19 protein-coding genes and 1 pseudogene are annotated in these 24,863 nt (G+C 38.3%); 12 read left to right on the top strand and 8 right to left on the bottom strand.

The genetic code is table 11. From position 1 onward, the window contains the following. Nucleotides 1–6: 6 nt before the first annotated feature. The 4 genes from BTN98_RS03650 to BTN98_RS03635 all read left to right on the top strand — a co-directional run bounded on the left by BTN98_RS03650 (nt 7) and on the right by BTN98_RS03635 (nt 4,888). A complete protein-coding gene (locus BTN98_RS03650; protein WP_060996568.1) occupies nt 7–615 on the top strand; it encodes a CoA pyrophosphatase in 609 nt (202 codons plus the stop codon). A 175-nt stretch (nt 616–790) separates the two neighbouring features. After that, nucleotides 791–2,044, top strand: coding sequence for an aromatic amino acid transport family protein (locus BTN98_RS03645; RefSeq protein ID WP_060996569.1), 1,254 nt, complete (start codon nt 791–793; stop codon nt 2,042–2,044). A 241-nt stretch (nt 2,045–2,285) separates the two neighbouring features. Next, entirely contained in the window at nt 2,286–3,647 is a 1,362-nt protein-coding gene (locus BTN98_RS03640) for an L-serine ammonia-lyase (RefSeq protein ID WP_060996570.1), read from the top strand. 356 nt (nt 3,648–4,003) lie between these two features. Continuing rightward, nucleotides 4,004–4,888: a helix-turn-helix domain-containing protein gene (locus tag BTN98_RS03635; RefSeq protein WP_060996571.1), complete on the top strand. Its 885-nt coding sequence runs from the start codon at nt 4,004–4,006 to the stop codon at nt 4,886–4,888. A 127-nt stretch (nt 4,889–5,015) separates the two neighbouring features. Here BTN98_RS03635 and BTN98_RS03630 read toward each other — a convergent pair whose 3' ends face one another. Then, a complete protein-coding gene (locus BTN98_RS03630) occupies nt 5,016–5,606 on the bottom strand; it encodes an acetate uptake transporter (RefSeq protein WP_060996572.1) in 591 nt (196 codons plus the stop codon). A 495-nt stretch (nt 5,607–6,101) separates the two neighbouring features. Next, nucleotides 6,102–7,277 carry an iron-containing alcohol dehydrogenase gene (locus BTN98_RS03625; protein ID WP_060996573.1) on the bottom strand — a complete coding sequence of 392 codons (1,176 nt, stop codon included), beginning with the start codon at nt 7,275–7,277 and terminating at the stop codon, nt 6,102–6,104. Between the two features lie 315 nt (nt 7,278–7,592). Between BTN98_RS03625 and BTN98_RS03620 the strand changes: the two genes are divergently transcribed. The 5 genes from BTN98_RS03620 to BTN98_RS03600 all read left to right on the top strand — a co-directional run bounded on the left by BTN98_RS03620 (nt 7,593) and on the right by BTN98_RS03600 (nt 13,210). Then, on the top strand, nt 7,593–8,543 hold the full coding sequence (locus BTN98_RS03620; RefSeq protein ID WP_060996574.1) for a porin: 951 nt from the start codon (nt 7,593–7,595) through the stop codon (nt 8,541–8,543). Between the two features lie 176 nt (nt 8,544–8,719). Further along, on the top strand, nt 8,720–8,983 hold the full coding sequence (locus BTN98_RS03615; protein WP_036795265.1) for a GrxA family glutaredoxin: 264 nt from the start codon (nt 8,720–8,722) through the stop codon (nt 8,981–8,983). A gap of 261 nt (nt 8,984–9,244) precedes the next feature. After that, a complete protein-coding gene (locus tag BTN98_RS03610) occupies nt 9,245–10,927 on the top strand; it encodes an aspartate:alanine antiporter (protein WP_060996575.1) in 1,683 nt (560 codons plus the stop codon). Between the two features lie 268 nt (nt 10,928–11,195). Beyond that, nucleotides 11,196–11,870, top strand: coding sequence for a response regulator (locus BTN98_RS03605; protein WP_060996576.1), 675 nt, complete (start codon nt 11,196–11,198; stop codon nt 11,868–11,870). Continuing rightward, nucleotides 11,867–13,210: an ATP-binding protein gene (locus tag BTN98_RS03600; protein WP_060996577.1), complete on the top strand. Its 1,344-nt coding sequence runs from the start codon at nt 11,867–11,869 to the stop codon at nt 13,208–13,210. The genes BTN98_RS03605 and BTN98_RS03600 overlap by 4 nt, the downstream gene beginning before the upstream one ends. 108 nt (nt 13,211–13,318) lie before the next feature. Here BTN98_RS03600 and fabV read toward each other — a convergent pair whose 3' ends face one another. The 4 genes and pseudogenes from fabV to BTN98_RS03580 all read right to left on the bottom strand — a co-directional run bounded on the left by fabV (nt 13,319) and on the right by BTN98_RS03580 (nt 18,924). Beyond that, nucleotides 13,319–14,521, bottom strand: coding sequence for an enoyl-ACP reductase FabV (gene fabV / locus BTN98_RS03595; RefSeq protein WP_060996578.1), 1,203 nt, complete (start codon nt 14,519–14,521; stop codon nt 13,319–13,321). Nucleotides 14,522–14,710: 189 nt separating this feature from the next. Beyond that, a pseudogene (locus tag BTN98_RS03590) lies at nt 14,711–16,673 on the bottom strand (acyl-CoA dehydrogenase domain-containing protein). Between the two features lie 57 nt (nt 16,674–16,730). Beyond that, the gene (gene psrA / locus BTN98_RS03585; RefSeq protein ID WP_060996579.1) at nt 16,731–17,381 is read right to left on the bottom strand and encodes a TetR family transcriptional repressor PsrA; all 651 of its coding nucleotides are present in this window, start codon (nt 17,379–17,381) and stop codon (nt 16,731–16,733) included. 718 nt (nt 17,382–18,099) lie between these two features. Further along, on the bottom strand, nt 18,100–18,924 hold the full coding sequence (locus tag BTN98_RS03580) for an SDR family oxidoreductase (protein WP_060996580.1): 825 nt from the start codon (nt 18,922–18,924) through the stop codon (nt 18,100–18,102). A gap of 341 nt (nt 18,925–19,265) precedes the next feature. On the opposite strand from BTN98_RS03580, the gene BTN98_RS03575 reads away from it, so the two are divergent. Next, nucleotides 19,266–20,123: a MurR/RpiR family transcriptional regulator gene (locus tag BTN98_RS03575; protein ID WP_060996581.1), complete on the top strand. Its 858-nt coding sequence runs from the start codon at nt 19,266–19,268 to the stop codon at nt 20,121–20,123. A 186-nt stretch (nt 20,124–20,309) separates the two neighbouring features. Next, nucleotides 20,310–21,755, top strand: coding sequence for a pyruvate kinase (pyk, locus tag BTN98_RS03570; RefSeq protein WP_060996582.1), 1,446 nt, complete (start codon nt 20,310–20,312; stop codon nt 21,753–21,755). Between the two features lie 96 nt (nt 21,756–21,851). Here pyk and rimJ read toward each other — a convergent pair whose 3' ends face one another. Beyond that, nucleotides 21,852–22,436, bottom strand: coding sequence for a ribosomal protein S5-alanine N-acetyltransferase (gene rimJ / locus BTN98_RS03565; RefSeq protein ID WP_060996583.1), 585 nt, complete (start codon nt 22,434–22,436; stop codon nt 21,852–21,854). A 163-nt stretch (nt 22,437–22,599) separates the two neighbouring features. Here rimJ and BTN98_RS03560 point away from each other — a divergent pair, with 163 nt between their 5' ends. After that, nucleotides 22,600–23,094 (top strand): methylated-DNA--[protein]-cysteine S-methyltransferase, encoded by a 495-nt coding sequence (locus BTN98_RS03560; protein ID WP_065189930.1) that lies wholly within the window; start codon nt 22,600–22,602, stop codon nt 23,092–23,094. A gap of 77 nt (nt 23,095–23,171) precedes the next feature. On the opposite strand, the gene tyrR is transcribed toward BTN98_RS03560, so the two are convergent. Further along, on the bottom strand, nt 23,172–24,710 hold the full coding sequence (tyrR, locus tag BTN98_RS03555) for a transcriptional regulator TyrR (RefSeq protein WP_060996584.1): 1,539 nt from the start codon (nt 24,708–24,710) through the stop codon (nt 23,172–23,174). Nucleotides 24,711–24,863: the final 153 nt, after the last annotated feature.

Here is a 24,863-nt window from a genome sequence, read left to right as displayed (position 1 = left end):
GACTTTATGAATGAACAGCAGCAACTTCTAACGCGGTTTCTTATGGCACCCAGTCAACAATATGATAAAAGCCATAAGCGTAGAATTGATCATCACTTTAACGATGATATTAATTTCAAACCTGCTGCTGTTTTAATTCCTTTAGTTCCTCGAAAGCAAGGCTTTAATGTCGTATTAACGCGTCGTGCAGAACACTTAAAACACCACCCTGGACAAATTGCGTTTCCTGGTGGTCGTTTTGAAGAGACTGATAATGATTTAATCACCACAGCATTACGTGAGACCTATGAAGAAACCGGTATTATTTGTCAACGTAATAATGTTATCGGCCAATTAACGCCACTCGTAACAACCAGTGGCTATATTGTTACCCCTTTCATCTCAACGATCAGCAGTAATTATAACGCTAAACCAGATCCTGGTGAGGTTGATGCTATCTTCGAGGTACCACTCAATTACTTACTTGATCCCCAAAATATTAAATCACATCAGTTCCACCTTCGAGGTGAATTCCACCGTGTTTATGCGATACCTTATAATAACTATTCCATATGGGGCGCCACAGCACAGATGATTAAACTATTATCCAACCAAATTTGGGAAGATAAAAAATAACCAGTTAGATGCTTTATTTTAATCTTACATGCTCATTTGTGTGATGCATGTCTTATTTATTTGTATCACAAAATCTTCGTATTACAGAACGGGATCTTTATCCTTGTTTTCCCCCAATAAATAGCGACAATGCGCTCGTTCCTATATTCCGTTCCCTTTTATTGGATATCACAGCATGCAAAATACATCGACAGCATCAGCAACAGGTGCGACAAAAACCAGATGGACCTATAAAGATTTCACATGGGCTCTTTCTCTATTTGGTACAGCAGTAGGTGCCGGTGTTCTATTTTTACCAATTAAAGCGGGTGCGGGCGGTTTCTGGCCGCTAGTTATTCTTGCTCTTATCGCAGCACCAATGACTTGGTTTGCGCATAAAAGCCTAGCGCGTTTTGTCTTATCATCAAAAAATCCAAATGCTGATATTACCGATACTGTAGAAGAGCATTACGGTAAAACAGGCGCTAATCTAATTACCTTCGCTTATTTCTTTGCTATCTACCCTATCGTATTAATTTACGGCGTCGGTATTACTAACACTGTTGACTCATTCATGGTTAACCAACTGGGCATGGAGTCAATCCCTCGCTGGTTACTATCAGGTGTCTTAATTGCACTGATGACAGCTGGTGTCGTGTTCGGTAAAGAATTAATGCTTAAAGCAACATCAGCCATGGTTTACCCATTGGTTATTATTCTGCTGGTTCTTTCTGTATACCTTATCCCTGACTGGAATATGTCAATGGTGCAAACAGAAGCAGATTGGTCTGCAATGCCTAAAATTATTTGGTTAGCAATTCCAATCATCGTGTTTTCATTTAACCACAGCCCAGTTATTAGCCAGTTTGCTAAAGAACAGCGTCGCTCTTACGGTGATGACGCAGTGAAGAAAACAGACATGATCACTGGTGGTGCAGCGATGATGTTAATGGGCTTTGTGATGTTCTTTGTATTCTCAGTTGTACTTTCAATGACACCAGAACAATTGAACATGGCAAAAGAACAAAATATTTCAGTGCTTTCATACCTAGCTAACGTAAAAGATTCACCTGCAATCTCTTACTTAGGTCCACTGGTTGCTTTTGCAGCAATTACTTCAAGCTACTTTGGTCACTTCCTTGGTGCTCATGAAGGTCTTGTTGGCCTAGCAAAATCTCGCTCTAAGATGCCTATTGCTAACATTGAAAAAATCTCACTGGGTTTCATTGTTATCACAACCTGGATTGTCGCTATCATTAACCCAAGTATTCTGGGCATGATCGAAACAATGGGCGCACCAATGATTGCTGGTATTTTATTCCTACTACCTGTTATCGCAATGCAAACAGTACCTGCAATGGCTAAATACAAAACATCAGTATTTGCCCGTATCTTCACTGTTTTATGTGGTATCGCTGCAATCACTTCTGTAATTTACGGCGCGTTTTAGTAAAACAACTATAAATGTACCATTTACGAATAATTAATCGCATAAAAGCAAAAAAATGTGCTGGTACTCATGGTGTTTACTAGCACATATAACGTAAAATAAACGATACTTAAGAGTAACAGTGCATTGAGCATCATTACTCTTCGAGTTTAAGTGCGCTCGCCAAGGAAGGAGCGAGAATATCAACGAATAACAGTCTTACTCGGAAGCAGAATCGCCTCCCTCTGACTGAGGTAATAACATGATCAGTATTTTCGATATTTTCAAAATTGGTGTCGGTCCTTCTAGTTCACACACTGTAGGCCCAATGAAAGCAGGTAAAGAGTTCATCGACGATTTACGCTCGTTAGGAAAACTGCGTGACGTAACTAAAATTACTGTTGATGTTTACGGTTCTTTATCTCTAACAGGTAAAGGTCATCATACTGATATTGCAATCATTATGGGTCTTGCTGGAAACTCACCTGAGCATGTTGATATTGATAGCATTCCTGGATTCATCTCTCGTGTAGAAGAGACTGAGCGTCTTCCTGTTGGCATGCACTGCCACACTGTTGATTTTCCACGTGATGGCGGTATGAATTTCCATACAACTAACCTATCCCTTCATGAAAACGGCATGTCTATCCATGCATGGATTGGTGATGAAGTTATTTTCTCTAAAACTTACTACTCTATTGGTGGTGGTTTTATTGTTGATGAAGAAAACTTCGGTAAAGAACAAACCAACACAGTGGAAGTTCCTTACCCATTCTCTTATGCATCAGAGCTATTAGAACAATGTAATACACATGGTCTTTCTGTCAGTGCCGTTGTTATGGCTAACGAGCGCGCAATGAATGCTGAAGATGAAATTAGCACCTATTTCGCTAACATTTGGAAAACCATGCGTGAATGTATGGAACGTGGTATGAATGAGGAAGGTATTCTTCCTGGGCCACTACGTGTTCCTCGTCGTGCAGCAGCATTACGTCAACAACTAATCACAACAGAAAAGCTCAGTAATGACCCTATGACAGTCGTTGACTGGGTTAATATGTACGCGTTTGCTGTTAATGAAGAAAACGCTGCCGGTGGTCGTGTTGTGACTGCACCAACAAATGGCGCATGCGGTATTATTCCTGCAGTTTTAGCTTACTATGATAAGTTTGTGCAATCAGTTGGGCCAAAAGAATATACCCGTTACTTTGCAGCATCAGGTGCTGTAGGTGGTTTATATAAACGCAATGCTTCAATTTCTGGTGCAGAAGTTGGCTGTCAAGGTGAAGTAGGTGTTGCATGTTCAATGGCTGCGGCAGGTTTAGCGGAATTGATGGGCGGAAGCCCTGAGCAAGTCTGTATGGCTGCTGAGATTGCAATGGAACACAACCTTGGTTTAACCTGTGACCCTGTTGCAGGCCAAGTACAGGTACCATGTATTGAGCGTAATGGTATTGCTGCAGTAAAAGCAATTAACGCAACACGCATGGCACTTCGCCGTTCATCAGCACCACGAGTATGTCTGGATAAAGTCATCGAAACGATGCTTGAAACAGGCAAAGATATGAACGCTAAATACCGTGAAACCTCACAAGGTGGCTTAGCAATTAAAGTTATTTGTTAATATGTAAAACACATTATTTAGTAACAACAAAAAACTATCTTCGGATAGTTTTTTTTAGCCCAAAATTCCTCCTTAACGCTTCCATTTATATACAACACAATTCATTAATAATCACCATTCAATACCACACAATTAAGATATATGCCTATATTGTATCAATATAACTATTACCTATATCCGTTGTTCTTTATATAACCAGTTGTGTCTATTCTTTCGTTTCTTTTAGTCCTATACTCACTTATGTATACACATTATCCTTAATGTCGTATCAGCATGGATGCGTATATCGCCTTTACATCATTGATGTACGATATGTAATGAAGGATTTATTCCCTTTATAGAGAAGCAATATTGCTATGAAATATAAGCGTATCCTCTCGCAGAGCCATGTTGTTCTGAAAGAGTTTTATGTCGATCATCATTTAATTGTAAAATTATCAAATGCAGAAGGTAATATTCATATTAATGGTCACGCTATAGATATAAAAAATAATAGCATTTTAGCTATACCTAAATTCAGCCACGTCTCTTGCTCTATTAATCAATTAAATACTCAAGAGAACATTGAATTGCAAATCTTAATGATTAATGAAGATGCGATCACTGCAGCATTTAAATATATCAGTGCTCTGAAGCAACCATCATTAACAAGCTCAAATTGCTCGCCTATCTATCTCATTGACTCATCAGAAATTGTTGAGCAAAATTTCGCATTATTTAATCAACTATTGCCAAGCATTAGTGGATCAACAATGGAGCAAACTTTGCTGAGCCAGTGCTTAGTTTTCATTTTAATTGCACTTAATGATACTGGTATTGATGTTTTCAATGTTTATCGCTTTAATTATGACGAACCTAAAGAACGGACGATTGCACGCTTAATCACCCAAGACCCACAACGAAAGTGGAGTGTTGATGATATGGCAAAAGCACTATTTACAACGCAATCAACGTTACGTCGCCATTTAGCAAAAGAAGGTGTCTCATTTAGCCAATTGTTACTTGATGTTCGAATGGGGTTAGCACTTAACTTTTTAACGTTTTCTAATTACTCAATCTCACAAATAGGTAACCGTTCTGGTTTTGGTAGTGCAGCCTATTTTTGTGATGCATTTAAACGTAAATATAATGTAACGCCGTCACAGTTTCGAAGTAGTTCAAGAAAAGAAAATGATATGGACACAGAGGGGTGCTTTACTGGTATTGAACACACACAGCATTTACCAGAATTGTACCATTAAAAATACGATATCAATCTTATAGCAACATTAAACCTCGCCAATGCGGGGTTTTTTATTATTGGCAAATAACAGATATAAAAAAGCCCTGCTTCAACAAGCAAGGCTATTTTTATTAAACTATAAAATATTATGCTGTAACTTGTTGTAACTCGCGATCTTTAGGTGCGATGCCAACAGGCAAGATAACACGGCCATATTCAGCATTTAACACTTGTGCCATTGCAAAATAAATCGCGCTTAAACCACAGAAAATACCTTCAATGCCAGCAATAAAACCAATGCTTTCGCTACCAGTAAAGTCTCGAGCAGCCAGTAAGAAGAATAAAACCGTTAAAGAGCCAAAGATAACTTGCTTAGCTGGCGGGTAACGTAAAGAACCGATAAACATAAAGGCTGTAAATACACCCCATAATAATAGATACCATGCCATAAATGGTGCAGGACTCGCAGCAAACCCAAATTTAGGTAGTACGATTAAGCCGACTAACGTTAGCCAAAATAAACCATAAGAAGTAAATGCTGTCGTGCCAAAGGTGTCACCACGCTTAAAGCACATCATGCCAACAATAACTTGCCCTAAACCACCATAGAAAATACCCATCGCTAGAATCATAGAATCTAGAGGAAAAAAACCAGCATTATGGATATTTAATAAAACGGTCGTCATACCAAAGCCCATTAGTCCTAATGGCGCTGGATTTGCAAGTTTTGTAGACATCTTCTTCCCCTACAGGATTTTCAACAAAAGTGATAAAACTTCAAAATGTGTTCGCATATTTATGCGCCGCGAATTCTAATTGAAGCAGCGGCACAGATCAATGCCTATATCATTAAAAACAACATCTAAATCAAAAAACGCCATTAAAGCTTAAAATATGTAAAGAACCTTTGTGATACTAGAGGTGTAAATTTGTTAGCAATTATTAAAAACATTAAAAGCAGTTACACTCTCATTAACCCATTAAAAAACATTCGTAAGCTATTGATTAAAAATGTATTTATTTGAATTAATAATATCAAACAAACCAGAAACAAAAACAAATATTCAGGCTTATTTTATCACTTACTTTGAAGTGTCAAAAAAAAACCTAAAAATATCGATTTTTCCCAAATATAACGATATAAAAAAGCGACCTAAGTCACTTTTTATATAGAACATGTAAAATTCAATACAACCTCAATTCCGATATATTGTTCAGTTATTATTTACCGCCTAATCATGACTGTGGTAATCACAACATCGATAGCAAACTTGCTCTAAAATAGTAATCAGTCGCTGTTGATTTAACGGTAATGGATTGCCTTTTATCGCACAGGTACGTAATGCATCTTCAGCAACCTCTTCAAACGTGGTATTGCACAATCCATACTTTGATAGTAGTGGCAACTGCAATTTTGTTAATATGCTGTCTACCCATTGCACACTATCCTCAATATTAGCATCACTATTCATGGTCAATATTACTGCTAATTTTTGATAACGGGCTAGCACATCACTTCGCCCTAACTCTATGGCAACAGATATATTTTCAGCCATTACATAAGGGGCTAACCGCGCAGTAATCAATCCATGTGGCGCATTCAAACGTCCACTTAATGATGATGCTAGCCCATGAGCCGCACCTAATTTCGCATTTGAACGTGCCATGCCGCCTAACATTGCAGCAAAAGCCATATCACTTCTTGATGGATAATGGTCATCTCGACAAGCCGCTAATATTGACATCGAAATGCGCTTTAGCCCTTCCTCACAAATCATATCTGTTAATGGATTAGGCTCACCACATACATACGCTTCCATCAAATGGGTAAACGCATCCATTGCACAGCACCCAGACAAGACGCTGTCCATTCCATAAGTTAACGTCGGATCAATAATTGCTAAGTCAGGGAAAAGTTCAACATTACTTAAATTAACTTTCACTTGTTCCTGTGCAGATTGTAAGACCGCACTTTTGCTCACTTCAGCTCCAGTACCTGCTGTTGTCGGAATAGCAATAAATGGCAACGATTTAACTTGCAACGGTACATTACGCCCTACAACATCGACATAATCATAGACACTACCTTGATTAGGAATTAATGCCGCCAATGATTTAGCGACATCAAGCACACTTCCTCCCCCAATACCGATGACCATATCAGGACAAAAAGTACGTCCCATTGCAGCTAATTCTTCTATCATCGCAATTAATGGTTCGCCTTTAATGACTAATCGTTGATAGCGCATATTCTGCTGTTTAAAATATTGCTCAAGTTGCTGTGAACGCTGCTGATCCTGACCTGTGACTAATAATGTACTGTAACCAAATTGATTCAGTAACGATAAAGAATCATGCAAAGCACCTTCACCAAAGATAATCCGTGTTGAAGTCATAAACTGAAACATAGGCTATTTACCTCACCCTAAATCACGCCAATTAAATAAAAATATCAACTCTGGCTGTTGTCGCTATTTTTATTTGCACATAACTAGATTCAATCAGATAAGTTAGTTCAATATTGATTGCAGACAATTTTTTGCTTGTTTCAATAACTACACCGTTAAGATCAATCCTGACTCACAATAGCAGTAATACGTCACTAACAAACAAATGTCGTAAAAGTGACTTTTAACCGTAATAGAAGCGTAATAACGCATTGGTAGGCTGCATAAAGTTCAACGGCAATGAAGCCATCTAAATGATTTAACGAGGAATGAACCATGAAACAAGCAGCAGTGGTAGCCGCTATCTTTACCAGCTTATCAACAACAGCAACCGCAGCAACGGTGTATGATAATAATGACACTGTGATTGACGTTGGTGGTAGAGCAGAAGCGCGTTTTAATATCTCAAAACAAAATAAAGGTATTAATAACGACAGTAATGAATTTAAAGATAAAAGCCGTGCTCGCCTCGCTTTAAAAGGAAAGTCTGCAATTAATCAACAACTCACCGCGTTTGGTAAATATGAAGCTGAAATTTCAGATAATAAAGATAGCACTGTCACCACCCGTTACCTTTATGCTGGATTAGACTCACAATTTGGTGCCTTTTCATATGGTAAACAAGATTCAGCTCAAGTGATGATCACTGATTTTACTGATATTTTATCGACCTTTGGTGGTGATGCTGTAGATCTGGTTGATGGTAATAAAGACAAACGTGAAAATAATTTTTTATATGTCGGTGAGTTTAATAATCTTGCCATTGCGACTAACTATATTGCAGAAAATAACAGTGGCACTAAAGATAGTAACAGTGTCGGTATTGCCGCCCAATATAGTTTTCCTTTTGGATTAAATTTAGGTGCTGGCTATGTGAATGGTAATGATGGCGTCGATATAGATGCCAACCAATTTAACCTCGCAATAAGTTATGAACTCGATAATATCTATGCTGGTGCAGCATACGCTAATGGCAAACATGGCGATGCTGATTTAAATGGTTATGAGTTGGCAGCTGCGTATACATTTAATCAAATTACCGCACGAGGCGTTTACAATTTTCAGCAATCAGAAACCAACAATATCACCACAGATGAAGTTAACTATTTTGCTTTAGAAGGCCTCTATAAATTCAGCAAAAGTCTACGTACATACATCGGTTATAAATTCCAACAGCTTGACGCAAAAGATGATGAATTACAGGCCGGTATTCGTTACGACTTTTAAAGATATCCATTCAGATTTACCACTAAGCCAGATAATATCTCTGGCTTTTATTTTTTGGGTACAATTAATGTCTACCTAAATAATATCGTTTTTGTCTATTGGTTTAACAGAAAAAACCCTCTTCCGCTATTGCTACAGTCACGCTATAGTAGCTATAAATTATGCAGGAGAAATTTATGTTCGTTGTTATTTTTGGTCGTCCAGGTTGCCCTTTTTGTGTTCGTGCAAAAGAACTAGCAGAAAAAATTAAAGAAGAACGCGACGATTTTAACTTCCGCTACGTTGATATCCATGCCGAAGGTATCAGTAAAGCTGATTTAGAAAAGACAGTAGGTAAGCCAGTTGAAACTGTGCCTCAAATTTTTGTTGATCAAGACCATATTGGTGGTTGCACTGAATTTGAAGCTTATGCAAAAGAACATAACCTTCTTTTTAAGTAAGCATTGATACTGATTAACAAAAAGGCTGACATTGTCAGCCTTTTTTATATGTACACGATTATTTTTTATAATTAAAATACTAATTTTTAACGTATGCTCCCCCTTTTAAAAAACTCGCCGTGATTTAAAGATAATTTATCTCAACAAGTTACTTTAGAAGATATATTTTCGTTATTTATTTATAATATAAACTATAACCTCTTCCCAAAATCGGCTAGACTTTATGCCACTTTTATCTTTCCATTATTTCGGAAATCCGTCGTGAACATTGATGTAGCCGCACTTCTACACCAAAATGATATTTTATTACTCTTTGTAGTCCTTGCTGTAGGTTTAAGTATTGGTAAAATTCGCTTTGCCAAGATGACACTAGGTAACTCCATTGGCGTTCTACTGACTGCTTTATTATTTGGTAATGCGGGTTTTACGTTTGATACTGACGCACTCAATATTGGCTTTATGCTATTTATTTTTTGTGTTGGCATTGAGGCAGGACCAAACTTCTTTGGTATCTTCTTTCGCGATGGTAAACACTATTTGCTATTAGCATTAGTCGTTTTACTGTCATCCATTGCTATCACTATGACCATGGCACGTTATTTACACATGGATATCGGTTTAGCAACTGGCTTGATGGCGGGTTCATTAACTGCAACACCGGTACTTGTAGGTGCCAAAGACGCACTGAACAATGGTCTTGCAGGTATTACCGATCCTGCGATGATTAAGCAATTAAGCGAAAGTTTAAGCGTTGGCTATGCCATGTCTTATCTTGTTGGTTTAGTCAGCTTAATTTTCCTCGCTAAACTGATGCCTAAATTACAAAAGCAAAACCTTGCTGAGTCATCGCAGCAAATAGCACGAGAACGCGGTATTGGTGAAGTCGCACAACGCAAAGTATATTTGCCAATCATTCGTGCTTACCGTGCAGGTCCTGAATTGATTAATTGGATTGATGGACGCAACTTACGTGAGCTAGGTATTTATCGTCAAACGGGTTGTTATATAGAGCGTGTACGACGTAATGGTATTTTAGCCAACCCTGATGGTGATGCCATTTTGCAAGAAGGTGATGAGATAGCATTAGTGGGCTACCCAGATAGCCACGCTCGTCTTGATCCTAGCTTTCGTAATGGTAAAGAAGTTTTTGATCGTGATTTACTCGATCTACGCATTGTAGAAGAAGAAATTGTGGTTAAAAACGACGGTATTGCAGGTAAGCGTTTATCAGAATTAAATTTATCTGAGTATGGTTGTTTCCTTAACCGTGTTGTACGTGCTCAAATTGAAATGCCAATGGATCATAATATTCTATTGAATAAAGGTGATATTCTACAAGTCAGTGGTGAAAAAAGTCGTGTGTTAGGACTCGCTGAACGCATTGGTTTTATCTCTATTCATAGTCAAATAGCTGATTTACTTGCGTTCTGTTGCTTCTTTATCATTGGCCTATTAATGGGTTTAATCACCATGAAGTTTGGCCATATTGCATTTGGCTTAGGCAGTGCAGCTGGCTTATTGATTGCAGGTATTACCCTTGGTTTCTTGCGTGCTAACCACCCTACTTTTGGTTATGTTCCCCAAGGTGCCCTCAACATGGCTAAAGATTTAGGCCTGATGGTATTCATGGTCGGAATTGGTTTAAGCGCAGGTTCTAATCTGTTTGCTTCTATTGCACATATTGGTCTAACGGTATTTGTTACCAGCTTAATGGTCAGTGTTATTCCTGTAGTATTAGCCTACCTTTTTGGTGCTTATGTGCTAAAAATGAATAGAGCATTATTATTTGGCGCTATCATTGGTGCGCGTACTTGCGCTCCAGCAATGGATATGATCAATGAACATGCGCGTAGTACGATCCCTGCTCTGGGTTATGCTGGTACGTATGCGATTGCTAACGTGCTGCTAACTATCGCTGGTACCTTGATCTTTATTTTCCAATAACACCATTCAAGATAATATTTATCCTATCTTTATAGTGGGTTAACTCATTAATTTATTAATGAGTCAGCCCCTATTCAGTCTGACACTCTACACTGGTTATTAGCGTAAAAATGTAACTAGCAATATATTCATTTGATTTTTATCACCCAATTTTCTGCTGGTTTACATATTCAGACATGAGACTATGGTAACAATAACTAATGCGCTTTATTATTAGATACCTTACCATAGCTCATTAATACCATCCGTTATCTCTGGTGCCCAATCTATGCGTATTCTTATTGTCGAAGACGATGCCATTCTTAGCCATCACCTTAAATCGCAACTCAGCGAGTTAGGAAATCAAGTTCAATGTGCCAACACTGCTGAAGAAGGACTGTTTTTTGCACAAAACTATCCTAACGATATTGCTATTGTCGATATCGGTTTACCTGATAGAGATGGCATCAGCTTAATTAAAGACATGCGTAAAAAGGGACTACGTTTACCTATAATGATCTTAACTGCGCGTTCAAATTGGCAAGATAAAGTCACAGGACTTGAAGCCGGTGCTGATGATTATTTAGTAAAGCCATTTCAAAAAGAAGAAATGGTGGCGCGTTTAAGTGCACTTGTTCGTCGCAGTGCAGGTTTTGTAAAGCCAGAAATGACAGCGGGTGATATTCGCGTCGATTTATTAGCTAAGCAAGTTTATATTTGCGAAGAATTATTAGAATTAACTGCATTTGAATATGATTTATTAGAGTACTTAATGCGACATAGTCGTCAAGTTGTCTCTAAGCAACGTTTACTTGATGTTCTTTATGAAGATCAAGAAGGCGATCCTAATACGATTGAAGTAATGATCAGTCGTTTACGTAAAAAATTCACCAAAAATGGACAAAATAATCCTATATCAACCATTCGTGGTCAAGGGTATATTTTTGAACTCAATGCCCAATGAGTCGATTTTTCCAACCTCGATTAAGACAACGAGTGTTGATCACTTCCGTCGCAATTATTGCATTGGTTACATCAGCCCTTGCTGGGGTCATTAATAAACTTTATTCTCAAAGTTATATGGCATCATATTCATCGGAACTTGTTGCACAAATGCCGATGGTCGTCGCACAACTTAATCGGGCTGGATTAATTAAAGATGTCGACAAATGGATTGATTCTCTCGATCCCTCAGACACTGATTATATTGCAGTCGTTTGTGACCAAAGTGACAAAACAACCTGGGTTTCAAATAAAGCATCAGCAGATAAATTACGCAATGTTTGCCGTTATTTACCAGAAAACATATCAACTCCAACCCTTATTACGATGAAAAATCATCAAGGCTATATTGCTTATAATCTCAGCCGTAATAAAGAAAATGGTACTATCTATCAATTAGTTGTACTACGTTCAGCCGATGATTACGAACACTCTCTTGCTCAATTACATAAACGTACGGCTTTCTACTTAGGGTTGTTTGTTTTAATTGCCGTGGCATTTCTTATTGCTGCTTTTCATTGGGGATTCCAGCCATTACGAAAATTAGCCTTCCAACTTGATCAAATGGCAGAAGCTAAACGAGAAAAGCTGGATGATAATTATCCAATGGAACTGCAAGAAGTTACCATGGCGGTAAACCGATTAAGCCGTATTAGTCATGACCAACAAGGTCGTTATCGCCATGCGATGGATGATCTTGCTCATAGCTTGAAGACTCGTTTAGCAGCAACAAATGCCCTACTTGATGATGCAAGTTTAGATCGTCGAGAGCTAAATCAACGTATTATGGAACAAATTAGTCAAATGGATGATTTGGTACAATACCAATTAAAACGGGCAATGGTAGGCCAACAAGGGTTACAAAAAAGCAACGTTGAGCTCAAACCGATCATTACTAGTCTCGATCGTATGCTAAGTAAAATCTATGCTGATAAACACGCAACATTACATTATCACTTTAATGACGACCTAAAATTACCTCTCAATAAAGATGACTTAATGGAATTGTTTGGCAATATGCTTGAAAACAGTTTCCGTTTTTGTATTAGCCAAGTGAAATTATCAGTTATTGAAACTAATGACGATTTTACCATTATGATTGAAGATGACGGCCCAGGGGTAAAACCTGAGTTACGTGAAGCTATTTTTCAACGCGGTGTACGTGCAGATCAACTCAACCCAGGTCAAGGTATTGGTTTATCTGTTTGTAATGAAATTATTGATAGCTATCAAGGCAAAATTAATGTCAAAGATTCAGAACTTGAAGGTGCTGCGTTTATTATTAAACTGCCTAAGAGCTAAGCTTTGATAATACAATAAAGTATCCAGCGTATATCGCTAGCTACTTTTTTAGATGTATAAAAAACCGCCATGATGGCGGTTTTGTAAAATATTAATCTTTCAATACGATTAGATATCTTCTACATCAAAATCAACAACAGGATTTACATCCGCATCGTAGTCAATACCATCAATGCCAAAGCCAAATAGCTTTAAGAACTCATCTTTGTATTGTTGGTAATCAGCAACATCATATAAGTTGTCATTGGTTACTTTTGACCATAGGTCACGACAATGCTGTTGAATATCTTCGCGCAATTCCCAGTCATCTAAACGTAAACGGTTTTCAGCGTCAACCTCAGCTGCTGTGCCATCTTCTTTATAAAGACGTTGGCTAAACATACGTAGAATCTGCTCCATGCAGCCTTCGTGTACGCCTTCTTCACGCATCTTCTTAAACACCATTGCAATATACAAAGGCATCACAGGAATAGCTGAGCTTGCTTGTGTCACAACACTCTTTAGCACTGCAACATTAGCAGAACCACCTGTCGCACTTAACTTAGTGTTTAATTCTTTCGCTGCACGATCTAGGTCCATTTTTGCTTGACCTAATGCGCCATGCCAGTAAATAGGCCATGTTAATTCAGTACCAATATAGCTATAAGCTACAGTCTTACAACCGTCAGCTAAGACACCAGCGTCTGCTAATGCATTAATCCATAGCTCCCAGTCTTCGCCACCCATAACGGTAACAGTGTCTGCAACTTCTTGTTCTGTTGCAGGCTCAATACTGGTTTCGATCAGTACGTTTTTATTAGTATCCACAGCCGTTGTTGTGTACGTTTCACCCATTGGTTTTAGGCATGAACGAACAACTTCACCAGTCTGCGGTAATTTACGTACAGGTGATGCCAATGAGTAAATAACCATATCAATCTGACCAAGATCTTGCTTAATCAAATCAATTGTTTTTTGTTTTGCTTCGTTAGAGAAAGCGTCACCATTTAGACTTTTTGAGTAAAGACCTTCTGCTTTAGCAAACTTGTCAAATGCTGCTGAGTTATACCAACCTGCAGTACCTGGCTTTTTCTCTGTACCTGGCTTTTCAAAGAAAACACCAATTGTCGCTGCGCCGCCACCGAATGCTGCTGCTATACGTGATGACAGACCGTAACCACTAGACGAACCTACCACTAATACACGCTTTGGTGCATTGGCAATTGGGCCTTGTGCTTTGGTGTAAGCAATTTGCTGCTTTACGTTATCTTCACAACCAACTGGGTGCGTTGTTGTACAAATAAATCCACGAGTTTTAGGTTTGATGATCATTTTCAACTTCCCTTACATAATTGTGAATAGGATAAAAGGTTAATGACAGATACGCATTAAATTTATGCCATAAATGAACAAAAATCACAGTGGTTGGAGGTGTTATACCAATTTTTGGTCAAAAAAAGTGCCACGTATTTACGTGGCACACGGGAGATTCCAGGTTTATATTTCACTGGCTAAGTAACCCTAAGCTGCCTTCCCTGGTTGCAAGCTTACTTGTTTAAAATGGTCAGCACAAAAATGATCAACTTGAATCGCTTTTTGTCTTAGCTTCTCTGCATTCTCTATCTTTTGGCGGTCATCTTCTGTGATCACTCCCGCATCCAATGCTAACTGCAATTTTTCAATCAATGAAGATTTGCGTGGGATCTCACCATTACGTGTCGCTTGCATCAATTTGCGCTCTAAAGGTTTGATCCCATCCAAAGCAATAAATGCACGTTCCATGATCGCAACCGGATCATCATCTTTAGTTCCGACGTAACACAAATGCGTTAATCGGTCTCTATGAACACTTGGAGTCATCAGTAACGCTGCAATATTAATACTTATATCATCGGTTGGAGCTGAATAATGAATCCCAATAGGAAAAGTGAGTAAACGTAATGTTCTGCCAACACCTCTGCGTGGAAAATTACTAAATACGCCTTCAAACGCAATACCACATTGGTGCAAACAATACTGTAATGAATAATGAACCATGGGTAAATCTTGCTGTTGGCGGCCATCGTCCTCAAACCGTTTTAATACTGCTGACGCTAAATATAAATGGCTTAGCACATCACCTAAGCGTGCAGATAACAATTCACGACGTTTTAACCCCCCACCTAAACTCAACATTGATACGTCAGCACACACAGCAAGTGCTTTTGACATTCGCGATAAATGACGATAATAATAACTGGTTTCAGCGTTTTCAGGGGTACGATTAAAATAGCTACCACTAACGGCATTTAGCAATGATTTAGTTATATTTCCGGCAGCAAAACCAATATGTTTTATTAATAATCCATCAAAATCTTTTGCTGCTTGCTGCTCATCAGGATTGGCAGCAGCGGCCATTTCATCCAGTATATAAGGATGACAGCGGGTCGCACCCTGACCAAAAATCATTAAATTACGGGTCAGGATATTGGCACCTTCAACAGTGATTGCAACGGGAATACCAAAATAATGATGACCCAAATAATTCATAGGTCCAAGCTGAATACCACTCCACCAGCATTCGCCAGCCTTTACCGGCATAATCCTGACCACCAATTATCCAATCTAACGGAATAAAAACATTATTCCCGCATGTTGGCCCATTCATAAATGCCATATTTAATGGATCATGACGTTCACCGATTTCAACCCCAGCATGGTTTGTTGGAATCAAGGCGCAGGTAATACCAAGATCAATTTTATCGCCAAGTAATCGCTGTGGATCTTTCATTTTAAACGCTAACCCAAGCACAGTAGCTACAGGAGCCAGCGTAATATAACGCTTATTCCAGGTTAACTTTAACCCTAGCACCTGCTGACCTTCATGTTCGCCATAACACACAATACCTTCATCTGGGATCGCGCCTGCATCTGAACCTGCATTTGGCCCTGTTAATGCAAAACATGGAATATCAACACCATCTGCTAATCGTGGTAACCAGTAATCTTTTTGCTGTTGTGTGCCATAATGGGTCAGTAACTCTCCTGGCCCTAACGAATTAGGAACCATCACACATACTGCTGCACTTAAACTTCGCGTTGCTATTTGAGCCACAATAGTAGAATTAGCATGTGCTGAAAAATCAAGCCCGCCATATTGTTTACCAATAATAAGTGCAAAGAACTTTTCACGGCGTAAGTATTGCCAAACTTCAGCGGGTAAATCTTTTTGTTGTTGGACGATTTGATAATCATTGAGCATTGATAGTAATGTTTGTAGCTTTGTATCAATAAAGTGTTGCTCTTCATCACTCAGAATTGGTTTGGGGTAATTAAGTAGCGTTTGCCACTGAGGTTCACCACTAAATAACTCGCCATCCCACCATACACTGCCAGCTTCCATAGCTTGTTTCTCTGTGTTTGAGAGTGGTGGCAGTACTTTCTTGAACAGTTTAAAAGCAGGATCACTTAAATAACGTTTACGCATGCTTGATAACGAGCTCATAATGCATATCCTTTTGTGATTCAATGATAAATAACAGTGATGAATTAGAAATGTTGTTTACAGAATCTCCTTATTAAGTGCTATTGGGGCGGTAACCCCCGCGGCAAGGTAAGGGACTAAACGATTAATTAAATCTTCGGTCTTAATTCGGCTAGAAAAGTCATTAGCCGCAATGGCAAATAGTGCTGTACTTGAAACTACCGTAAACACCGATGCTCCAAGGGTAAAATGTAGTCGCCAAAATAATGTTTCAGGATCTAAACAAGGGTACGCACGCCGAACGGCAGTCACAAATAATTGAATAACATCATCATAATATGTCGTTATAAACCACCGTAAATGTCCTTGAACATCCGTATAACCATGCCCAATTAGTGACATAAATATCGTGGTGCCATTATTTTTAAAACTATTTAATCGCAGTAATGGCTGCTTGGTACATAAAAACACATCATTCATATCAAATTCATCACGCTGATGTAGTGACAGTAATTCTTGTTTAAATGCTGGAATAAATTGATCAAGGTAGCGCCCTAATACCGCGCGAATAAGCCCTTTTTTATCTCCATAGTGATAATTGACAGAAGCAAGGTTGGCATCAGCTGCTGTAGTAATGGCGCGTAAAGAGGTTTCTTTAAAACCACGTTCAGCAAATAGCACTTCAGCAGCATCCAGTATGCGATGTTTAGTCGTTTTTGGCTGTGACATATTATTCATCCAATTTAAACGCTTGTTTAAATATTACACAACCACAGCGGGATTAACAATTGCGCTACATCACGAATTGTCATTTAAAATATCGCATCAAAATAAAGTAATTAAAATCAACAATAAAGAGTAATTTCATTCGATATCTATAATAAAATGGAACCAATGATATAAATGCGTGTCATATATATACCACTGCTTTTTTTAGAAGTTTTTACTTCACCGCCCATCAGCAAACATTTGTTGATGGGTTTCCTTTATTTACAACGTAATTAATCAATAAAGATAATAATTTCAAATAATCGCATTTTTTTTTGAACTTTCTTCGCAATAACAACTCTTACTTATGTATTCAATTTGATAAAATTTTTTTTACTCAACGGTAATCACTTTTTATTAAATGTTTAATTCACTACTGCTTTAAATCCTAATTGTATTTTTTTGGATAATCTCCTTCCCGCTGACTATTTTCAGCGGGATTTTTTTGCCTAAAATCCCTAAAAAATAAATATCTCTTTTTTTCGATTTAACTGAACTTTATTATTAATCGGCAGTCTGATATATAAGAATTGAAATTATAGGTAAGTATTTTGTTTTTCTGGCCGTCAAACAGACCTGTAATTTAAATTGCTACTACTGCTTTAACTCCTTATTGTATTTTTTATTTGCGCTGATATGTTTATTGCAGCGCTTTTTTTTGCCTGTTTTTTTACTCTTCTTACCCTAGTTCTGGCATACCTTGTAATAAATCATCATATTTCATCGTTATACCAAGATAACTAAGCGTTTGATTTGAGTTTATTTTTTTACCATTCACCCCATCATTATCTTGATTGAAATCAGGTGGTGGTAACTGAGCTTTCAGAGCCATTGCCGTATAATATTGCTCACGACTAGGATGAGAGCTTGCAGCAAGGTGCATGATTGGCATCGACACTGTCTGCTGAATAATTGCCGAGATAACTTGAATGCAATCATCTAAGTGAACCAGATTAACCGGCTGTTTAGCTGCACTCAATTGACGTCCTGATAAAAATTTTACTGGGTGCCGCGATGGACCAAACAAACCCGCTAGCCGTAATACAGTTAAATTATGCTGCCAATGTTGGCGTAACTGTTGTTCTAATTGATAATGTAATATTCCTGAGGCGGTATTTGGTCTAACTGGCGTTACTTCAACAACTTCGCCTTGTAATGGGTCGTACACTGAAGTCGTACTGATAAAAATAATTCGCTGACAACCCGCTCTCTGGGCTGCTATCGATAATGACATGATATTTTCAATATGAGCTTGTGGATTAAGATTCTTGCGCCCAGGTGGAATTGCTATTATTAATACATCCGTTGCTAGAAATTGATTAATGGCGGCATTAACTTCCCCACTAATAGGCAATGTTAATAAGCATCCTTTAATTCCCTGCGGTTTTAATGACTCAACGCCCACTAACGTTGTTTTTGACCCCCAAACCTCAATCGCTTGAGATTTTAATGATAATGCTAACGGTAATCCGAGCCATCCGCAGCCACAAATACTTACTTTCATTGATACTCCTTATTTACCCATCGTTAATTAAATTTATAATTTCCCATTACATTATAAAATTAAACCCTCTCAATTTATTTTACAGTTCGAAATAAATCCTTATTTTTAGAATAAATACTGATAGTTAGAAAAATAGAATAATAAATTCCAACATATTTGTTTTATAAGTTTCAATTCTGAAAATAAAAAGTCGATCTCGATCAAAATCTAATAAAAACGCCCTGAAAAAGACCGTCAATCACTAGGTTATGTTAAGAGTTAAGTAGTATAGTTTCAATATATGGGCAACTTGATGACAAGAATGCTACAAATGAAATTTAATAACGAAGTGCATAAATACTATGAATACCATAGAAAAAATACAAAATAACTTAGAACACTTCAGTAAATCTGAACGAAAAGTTGCGGAAGTTATTATTGCTTCACCACAAACAGCGATTCACTCAAGTATCGCCACATTAGCCAAAATGGCTGATGTCAGTGAGCCAACCGTTAACCGTTTTTGTCGTCGCCTTGATACTAAAGGGTTTCCTGACTTTAAATTACATTTAGCCCAAAGTTTGGCTAATGGAACCCCTTATGTAAATCGTAACGTTGAAGAAAATGACGGCCCTGATGCTTACACAGCAAAAATATTTGAATCCACCATGGCTTGCTTAGATGTTGCTAAAAATAGCCTTGATCCGATGCAAATTAACCGCGCCGTTGATTTACTTACTCAAGCAAAAAAGATCTCTTTCTTTGGACTAGGCGCTTCAGCATCTGTTGCCCATGATGCACAAAATAAATTCTTCCGTTTTAATATCCCTATTGTTTGTTTTGACGATATTGTGATGCAACGTATGAGTGTGATCAATTGTTCCGATGGCGATGTTGTTGTCGTCATTTCACATACAGGACGCACTAAAAGTTTGGTTGAGATTGCCCAAATGGCACGAGAGAATGGTGCGACAGTGATTGGTATTACCGCTAAACACTCACCACTAGAGCGAGAATGCTCGTTGTCAATTTGTCTTGATGTGCCCGAAGACACTGATATTTATATGCCAATGGCAAGCCGTGTCGTACAAATGACCGTGATTGATGTATTGGCTACAGGGTTTACCTTACGCCGAGGATCCAGTTTTCGTGATAATTTAAAACGCGTAAAAGATTCACTCAAAGACTCACGATTTTCTAAAGAACGTTATTCTTTATAACGACTGACATTAAGCGAAGTTCCGGCTTCGCTGTCATAGCAAATGATGTACTCATATTTATCTTCTTTGTTATTTATCACACTTACTGAATAGTCATCACTCTGAGGTTTTATTAAACCAATATCAAATATTATGTATTGATTGATATCGATTAATGAACCTACTGACCTTTCTATGGAGCTAGTAATGTCTGAACAACTAAGACGTACCAAAATTGTTACCACCCTTGGCCCAGCAACAGATCGCGACAATAATCTAGAAAAAATAATTGCGGCTGGCGCTAACGTTGTGCGCATGAATTTTTCACATGGTAGCGCTGAAGATCATATTATTAGAACACAACAAGTTCGCGAAATAGCGACACGTTTAGGTAAACATGTCGCTATTTTAGGTGACCTTCAAGGACCTAAAATTCGCGTATCTACCTTCAAAGACGGTAAAATACAACTCAACATTGGTGATAAATTCACTCTTGATAGTGATTTACCTAAAGGTGAAGGTCATCAAGATGCGGTTGGACTTGATTATAAAGAATTACCTAATGATGTTATTAACGGTGATGTGTTGTTACTTGATGATGGCCGTGTACAACTGCAAGTGACCGAAGTCGCTGGTAACAAAGTGCATACCGTTGTTACCGTTGCTGGCCCTTTATCAAATAATAAAGGCATTAATAAAAAAGGTGGAGGACTATCCGCCGCCGCATTAACCGACAAAGATAAAGCTGACATTATTACTGCTGCTGCCATGGGAGTTGATTATCTTGCCGTCTCTTTTCCTCGCAATGGTGAAGACATGCACTATGCACGTCGACTGGCAATGGAAGCCGGACTTACTGCAAAATTAGTCGCTAAAGTAGAACGCGCAGAAACAGTGGCAACAACGGAAGCCATGGACGATATCATTCTTGCTTCCGACGTGGTGATGGTTGCTCGTGGTGACCTAGGGGTTGAAATTGGTGATCCTGAATTAGTTGGAGTGCAGAAAAAACTGATTCGTCGCGCACGTAGCTTAGATCGAACAGTGATCACTGCTACTCAAATGATGGAATCAATGATCACTAGCCCAATGCCAACACGTGCTGAAGTGATGGATGTGGCTAATGCAGTTTTAGATGGCACTGATGCGGTAATGTTATCCGCTGAAACCGCTGCTGGTGATTTCCCCGTTGAAACCGTTACTATCATGGCCAGTGTTTGTCGGGGTGCGGAAAAAGAGCCAAGTATCAATGTCTCTAACCATCGCTTAGATCGTAAATTTTCAACTCCTGAAGAAACCATTGCCATGGCAACCATGTATGCTGCTAACCATATGGTCGGGGTTAAAGCGATAGTGGTAATGACAGAATCAGGCCGTACACCTCGTCTGATGTCGCGTATTTCATCAGGCTTGCCTATTTTTGCACTTTCACGTAATAAAACCACGCTTAATCGTGCAGCTTTATTCCGTGGTGTCACACCGGTGTTTTTTGACCGTGATAGCGATGCGGGATTAGATGCTGCAAAACATGCTCTTGCTGTCCTAAAGGATGCAGGTTATGTACAGACTGGAGATCTCACCATTATTACTCAAGGTGATAAAATGGATACTATTGGCTCAACCAACAATATGCGTATCTTAACCGTTGATTAGAAAATTATAATGGTACTAAGAGTGAGCTAACATAACAGCTGAGAGTGCTTATATAACAAAAGTTAACTCTCAGCTTTTTTATACCTAAAAATCTATTTAACTTATTGGTAATGACCAGTTGGGATTAATCAATGACGTTAACACGTGATCTTGCCATTGACCATTAATCAATAAATAGTCTTTCGCCAAACCTTCTTTCTCAAACCCTACAGCTGTTAATACACGACCACTCTTATTATTATGAGGCATATAGGCCGCTATAATACGGTGAAAATGTTTATCAACAAACATCCATTCACATACCGCCGTTAACGCACGACGCATCACTGCTTGTCCTTGATATTCTTGATCTAAAGAATAGCCAACATGACAGGCATAAAATGGTGACTTAACTAAGTTACTAAAGTTTATTACTCCAATAATATCGCCAGTTGTGCGGTGCTCTATAGCAAAATAGAAAGCCATTTCATGGCGATGTAGCGTCGCAATTTGTTGCAGTCGTTGTTGCCACCCAACTAAACTAAAGAAAGCCTCATGTCGTAATGGCTCCCAAGGGGCTAGAAAATGACGATTACGCTGATAATATGCACTAATTTGTTCTGCATCTCGCGCTTCAATCAAGCGAACTTTTATATCATCAAGTACAATAGTTGATGAGCGATGTATAATTGAATGAAACAAATATTACCTCAGCATGACAATGTTAATTGATATAACGCACATTTTGTGAGTTTACATGATAATGAAAGCAAGCCACATTCAGTATTCGATATATTAGCATGCCGTTGTCTGTTACTATTTATCGGTCAATGTTATTAATTATTACGCCTTTAGTGAGTTATTGATGTATTACGATTGTATTGAAACAGAACTGGGAAACATTATGTTGTTGGCCGATCATCAAGGTCTGCGACAGTTATCTATTACCAGTCCCAGCTATAGTCCGAATGAAATATGGCAACATAACCCAGAATTTATGGCCCCTTTCATTAAGCAACTCAAAGAATACCTCACCGGCTCTCGGCAAAAGTTTACCTTTCCTCTCGCTCCCCAAGGCACTATCTTTCAACAGCAAATTTGGCATGCCATTGCCGATGTTCCTTATGGTGAAACTGTCACTTATGAACAAATAGCAGAAAACATTGGTAATACTAAAGCCACTCAAGCCATTGGGATGGCAAAGAATGTTAACCCTATTCCCATTATTATTCCTTGTCATCGCGTTTTGAATAGTCATAACTCATTATGTGGTTATCGCTATGGCGAAGACATTGTTGCATTACTATTAGCTTTAGAGTCTGGTGATACTATCTTGCTTGAAGCTCACCAGAATATCTAATTCACATCAATAAGCTTGATCGCTTATGATTAAAACAAAGAGATAGTACTTATCACTATCTCTTTTATTTTTAACTCTTAATTTCGCTTACTAAGGCCATACTCGCGCAATTTATTTGCCACCGCAGTATGAGAAACCCCTAATCGTTTCGCCAATTTACGCGTTGATGGATAGCTCTGATACAAATTAGATAATATGCCTGACTCATAACGTTTCATAATCTCATCCAATGATCCTGTTAATGTCTCTTCACTAATAACAGTACTCGACTCATTTTCAGGTAACTGCACATCAGCACATGTCATTTCAGCACCTTCAACTTGCGTCATCGCACGAAACAATACATTGCGTAATTGGCGAATATTTCCTGGCCAAGCATATTGCTTTAACGCTAAAGCTAATTCTTCAGATAACATTGGTTTTGGTTGATGCAATTCTTGTGCAAATTGCGCCAAGAATAACTCTGCTAATGGCACAATATCAGCAGCACGTTCACGTAATGGCGGCACAACTAACGCAAGTACATTGAGTCGATAATAAAGATCTTCTCTAAACTCGCCCTCAGCAACCAACTCTGGTAATTTTTTCTGAGTAGAACAAATAACACGTACTGAGACTTTTATTTCAGCTTCTTCACCAACACGACGGAAAGTGCCGTCCTGAAGAAAACGTAATAATTTAATTTGTAAGTGTTTTGACATTTCGCCAATTTCATACAAAAAAACTGTACCACCAGTTGCCTGTTCAAAAATACCTTTTTTAGCTGGTTCATTGGCACTCTCTACACAACCAAAAAGCTCGGTTTCTGCAGCATTATCTGGCATAGAAATACAGTTAACCACAAGAAAAGGTTTATCTCGATGTATCGAGCGCTGATGGCAAGCACGCGCTAACATTTCTTTACCCGTTCCCGTTTCACCTTGTATAAGCAACGGTGCATCTAATAACGCTAATTTCTTGGCTTGGGCTAATAAATGCTTAAATCGTGATGAATGACCAATCAAATGTTCAAAGCCACTATCACCATTTATAGTACGCATAACAATCGGCATTTTAGCCTCAGACAGTGATTTCAATAAAATTAGCGCACTTGCAAGTACAGGCTCTGGTGCTTCATCACTAACATAGACCGGCATGATATCCATTTGATAATCTAGCCCAGCCATAACCACTATCTCACTGTGTTTTTGAGCCTGATTTTTATCAAGCCAACGGCTAAAATTAAATCCGAGCAAAGTCTGAATATTTTCACTGAATAAATCTTCACTGCGATGACCCATTAATTGCTCTGCTGCTTGGTTAGCAAAATCAACTTTGCCATTTAAATTAATGGTAAAGAAAGGATCGGGTAAGGTCTGCAATAGCGCAGATAATTCAGTATGCTCGCGCTCGCTGGGCATAAATTGAATTTTACGCACATCTGTCACGCCATCTAACTGACGGATTTGTGACATTAGTTGGCTAAACTGTTCAAATTCTACTTCAGGACAATTTAAATAAATAATACCAATTCGATCAATTTCAATACCACGTAGATCAATCTCTTGGCTGGTTAAAATATCTAATAATTCGCGGGTCATCCCGACTCTATCTTCGCAAAAGACCTGTAATCTCATTGTTTACACCTTCTTGTTATTCATCTTATGTGCATTTGATTAATTACAGATATCTATTCGAACAACATCTATTAATACTAATAATAATCATAGTGTTAAGCTTTATTTTTGAGAGGCTCAATCCACATAACGAAAACCATATATAAATAAACA

The sequence above is a fragment of the Photobacterium aquimaris genome (genome assembly GCF_002954455.1).
Taxonomy (GTDB): domain Bacteria; phylum Pseudomonadota; class Gammaproteobacteria; order Enterobacterales; family Vibrionaceae; genus Photobacterium; species Photobacterium aquimaris.
The sequence above is the reverse complement of the archived record's forward strand: the minus strand, read 5'-3'. Positions and strand labels throughout refer to the sequence as shown.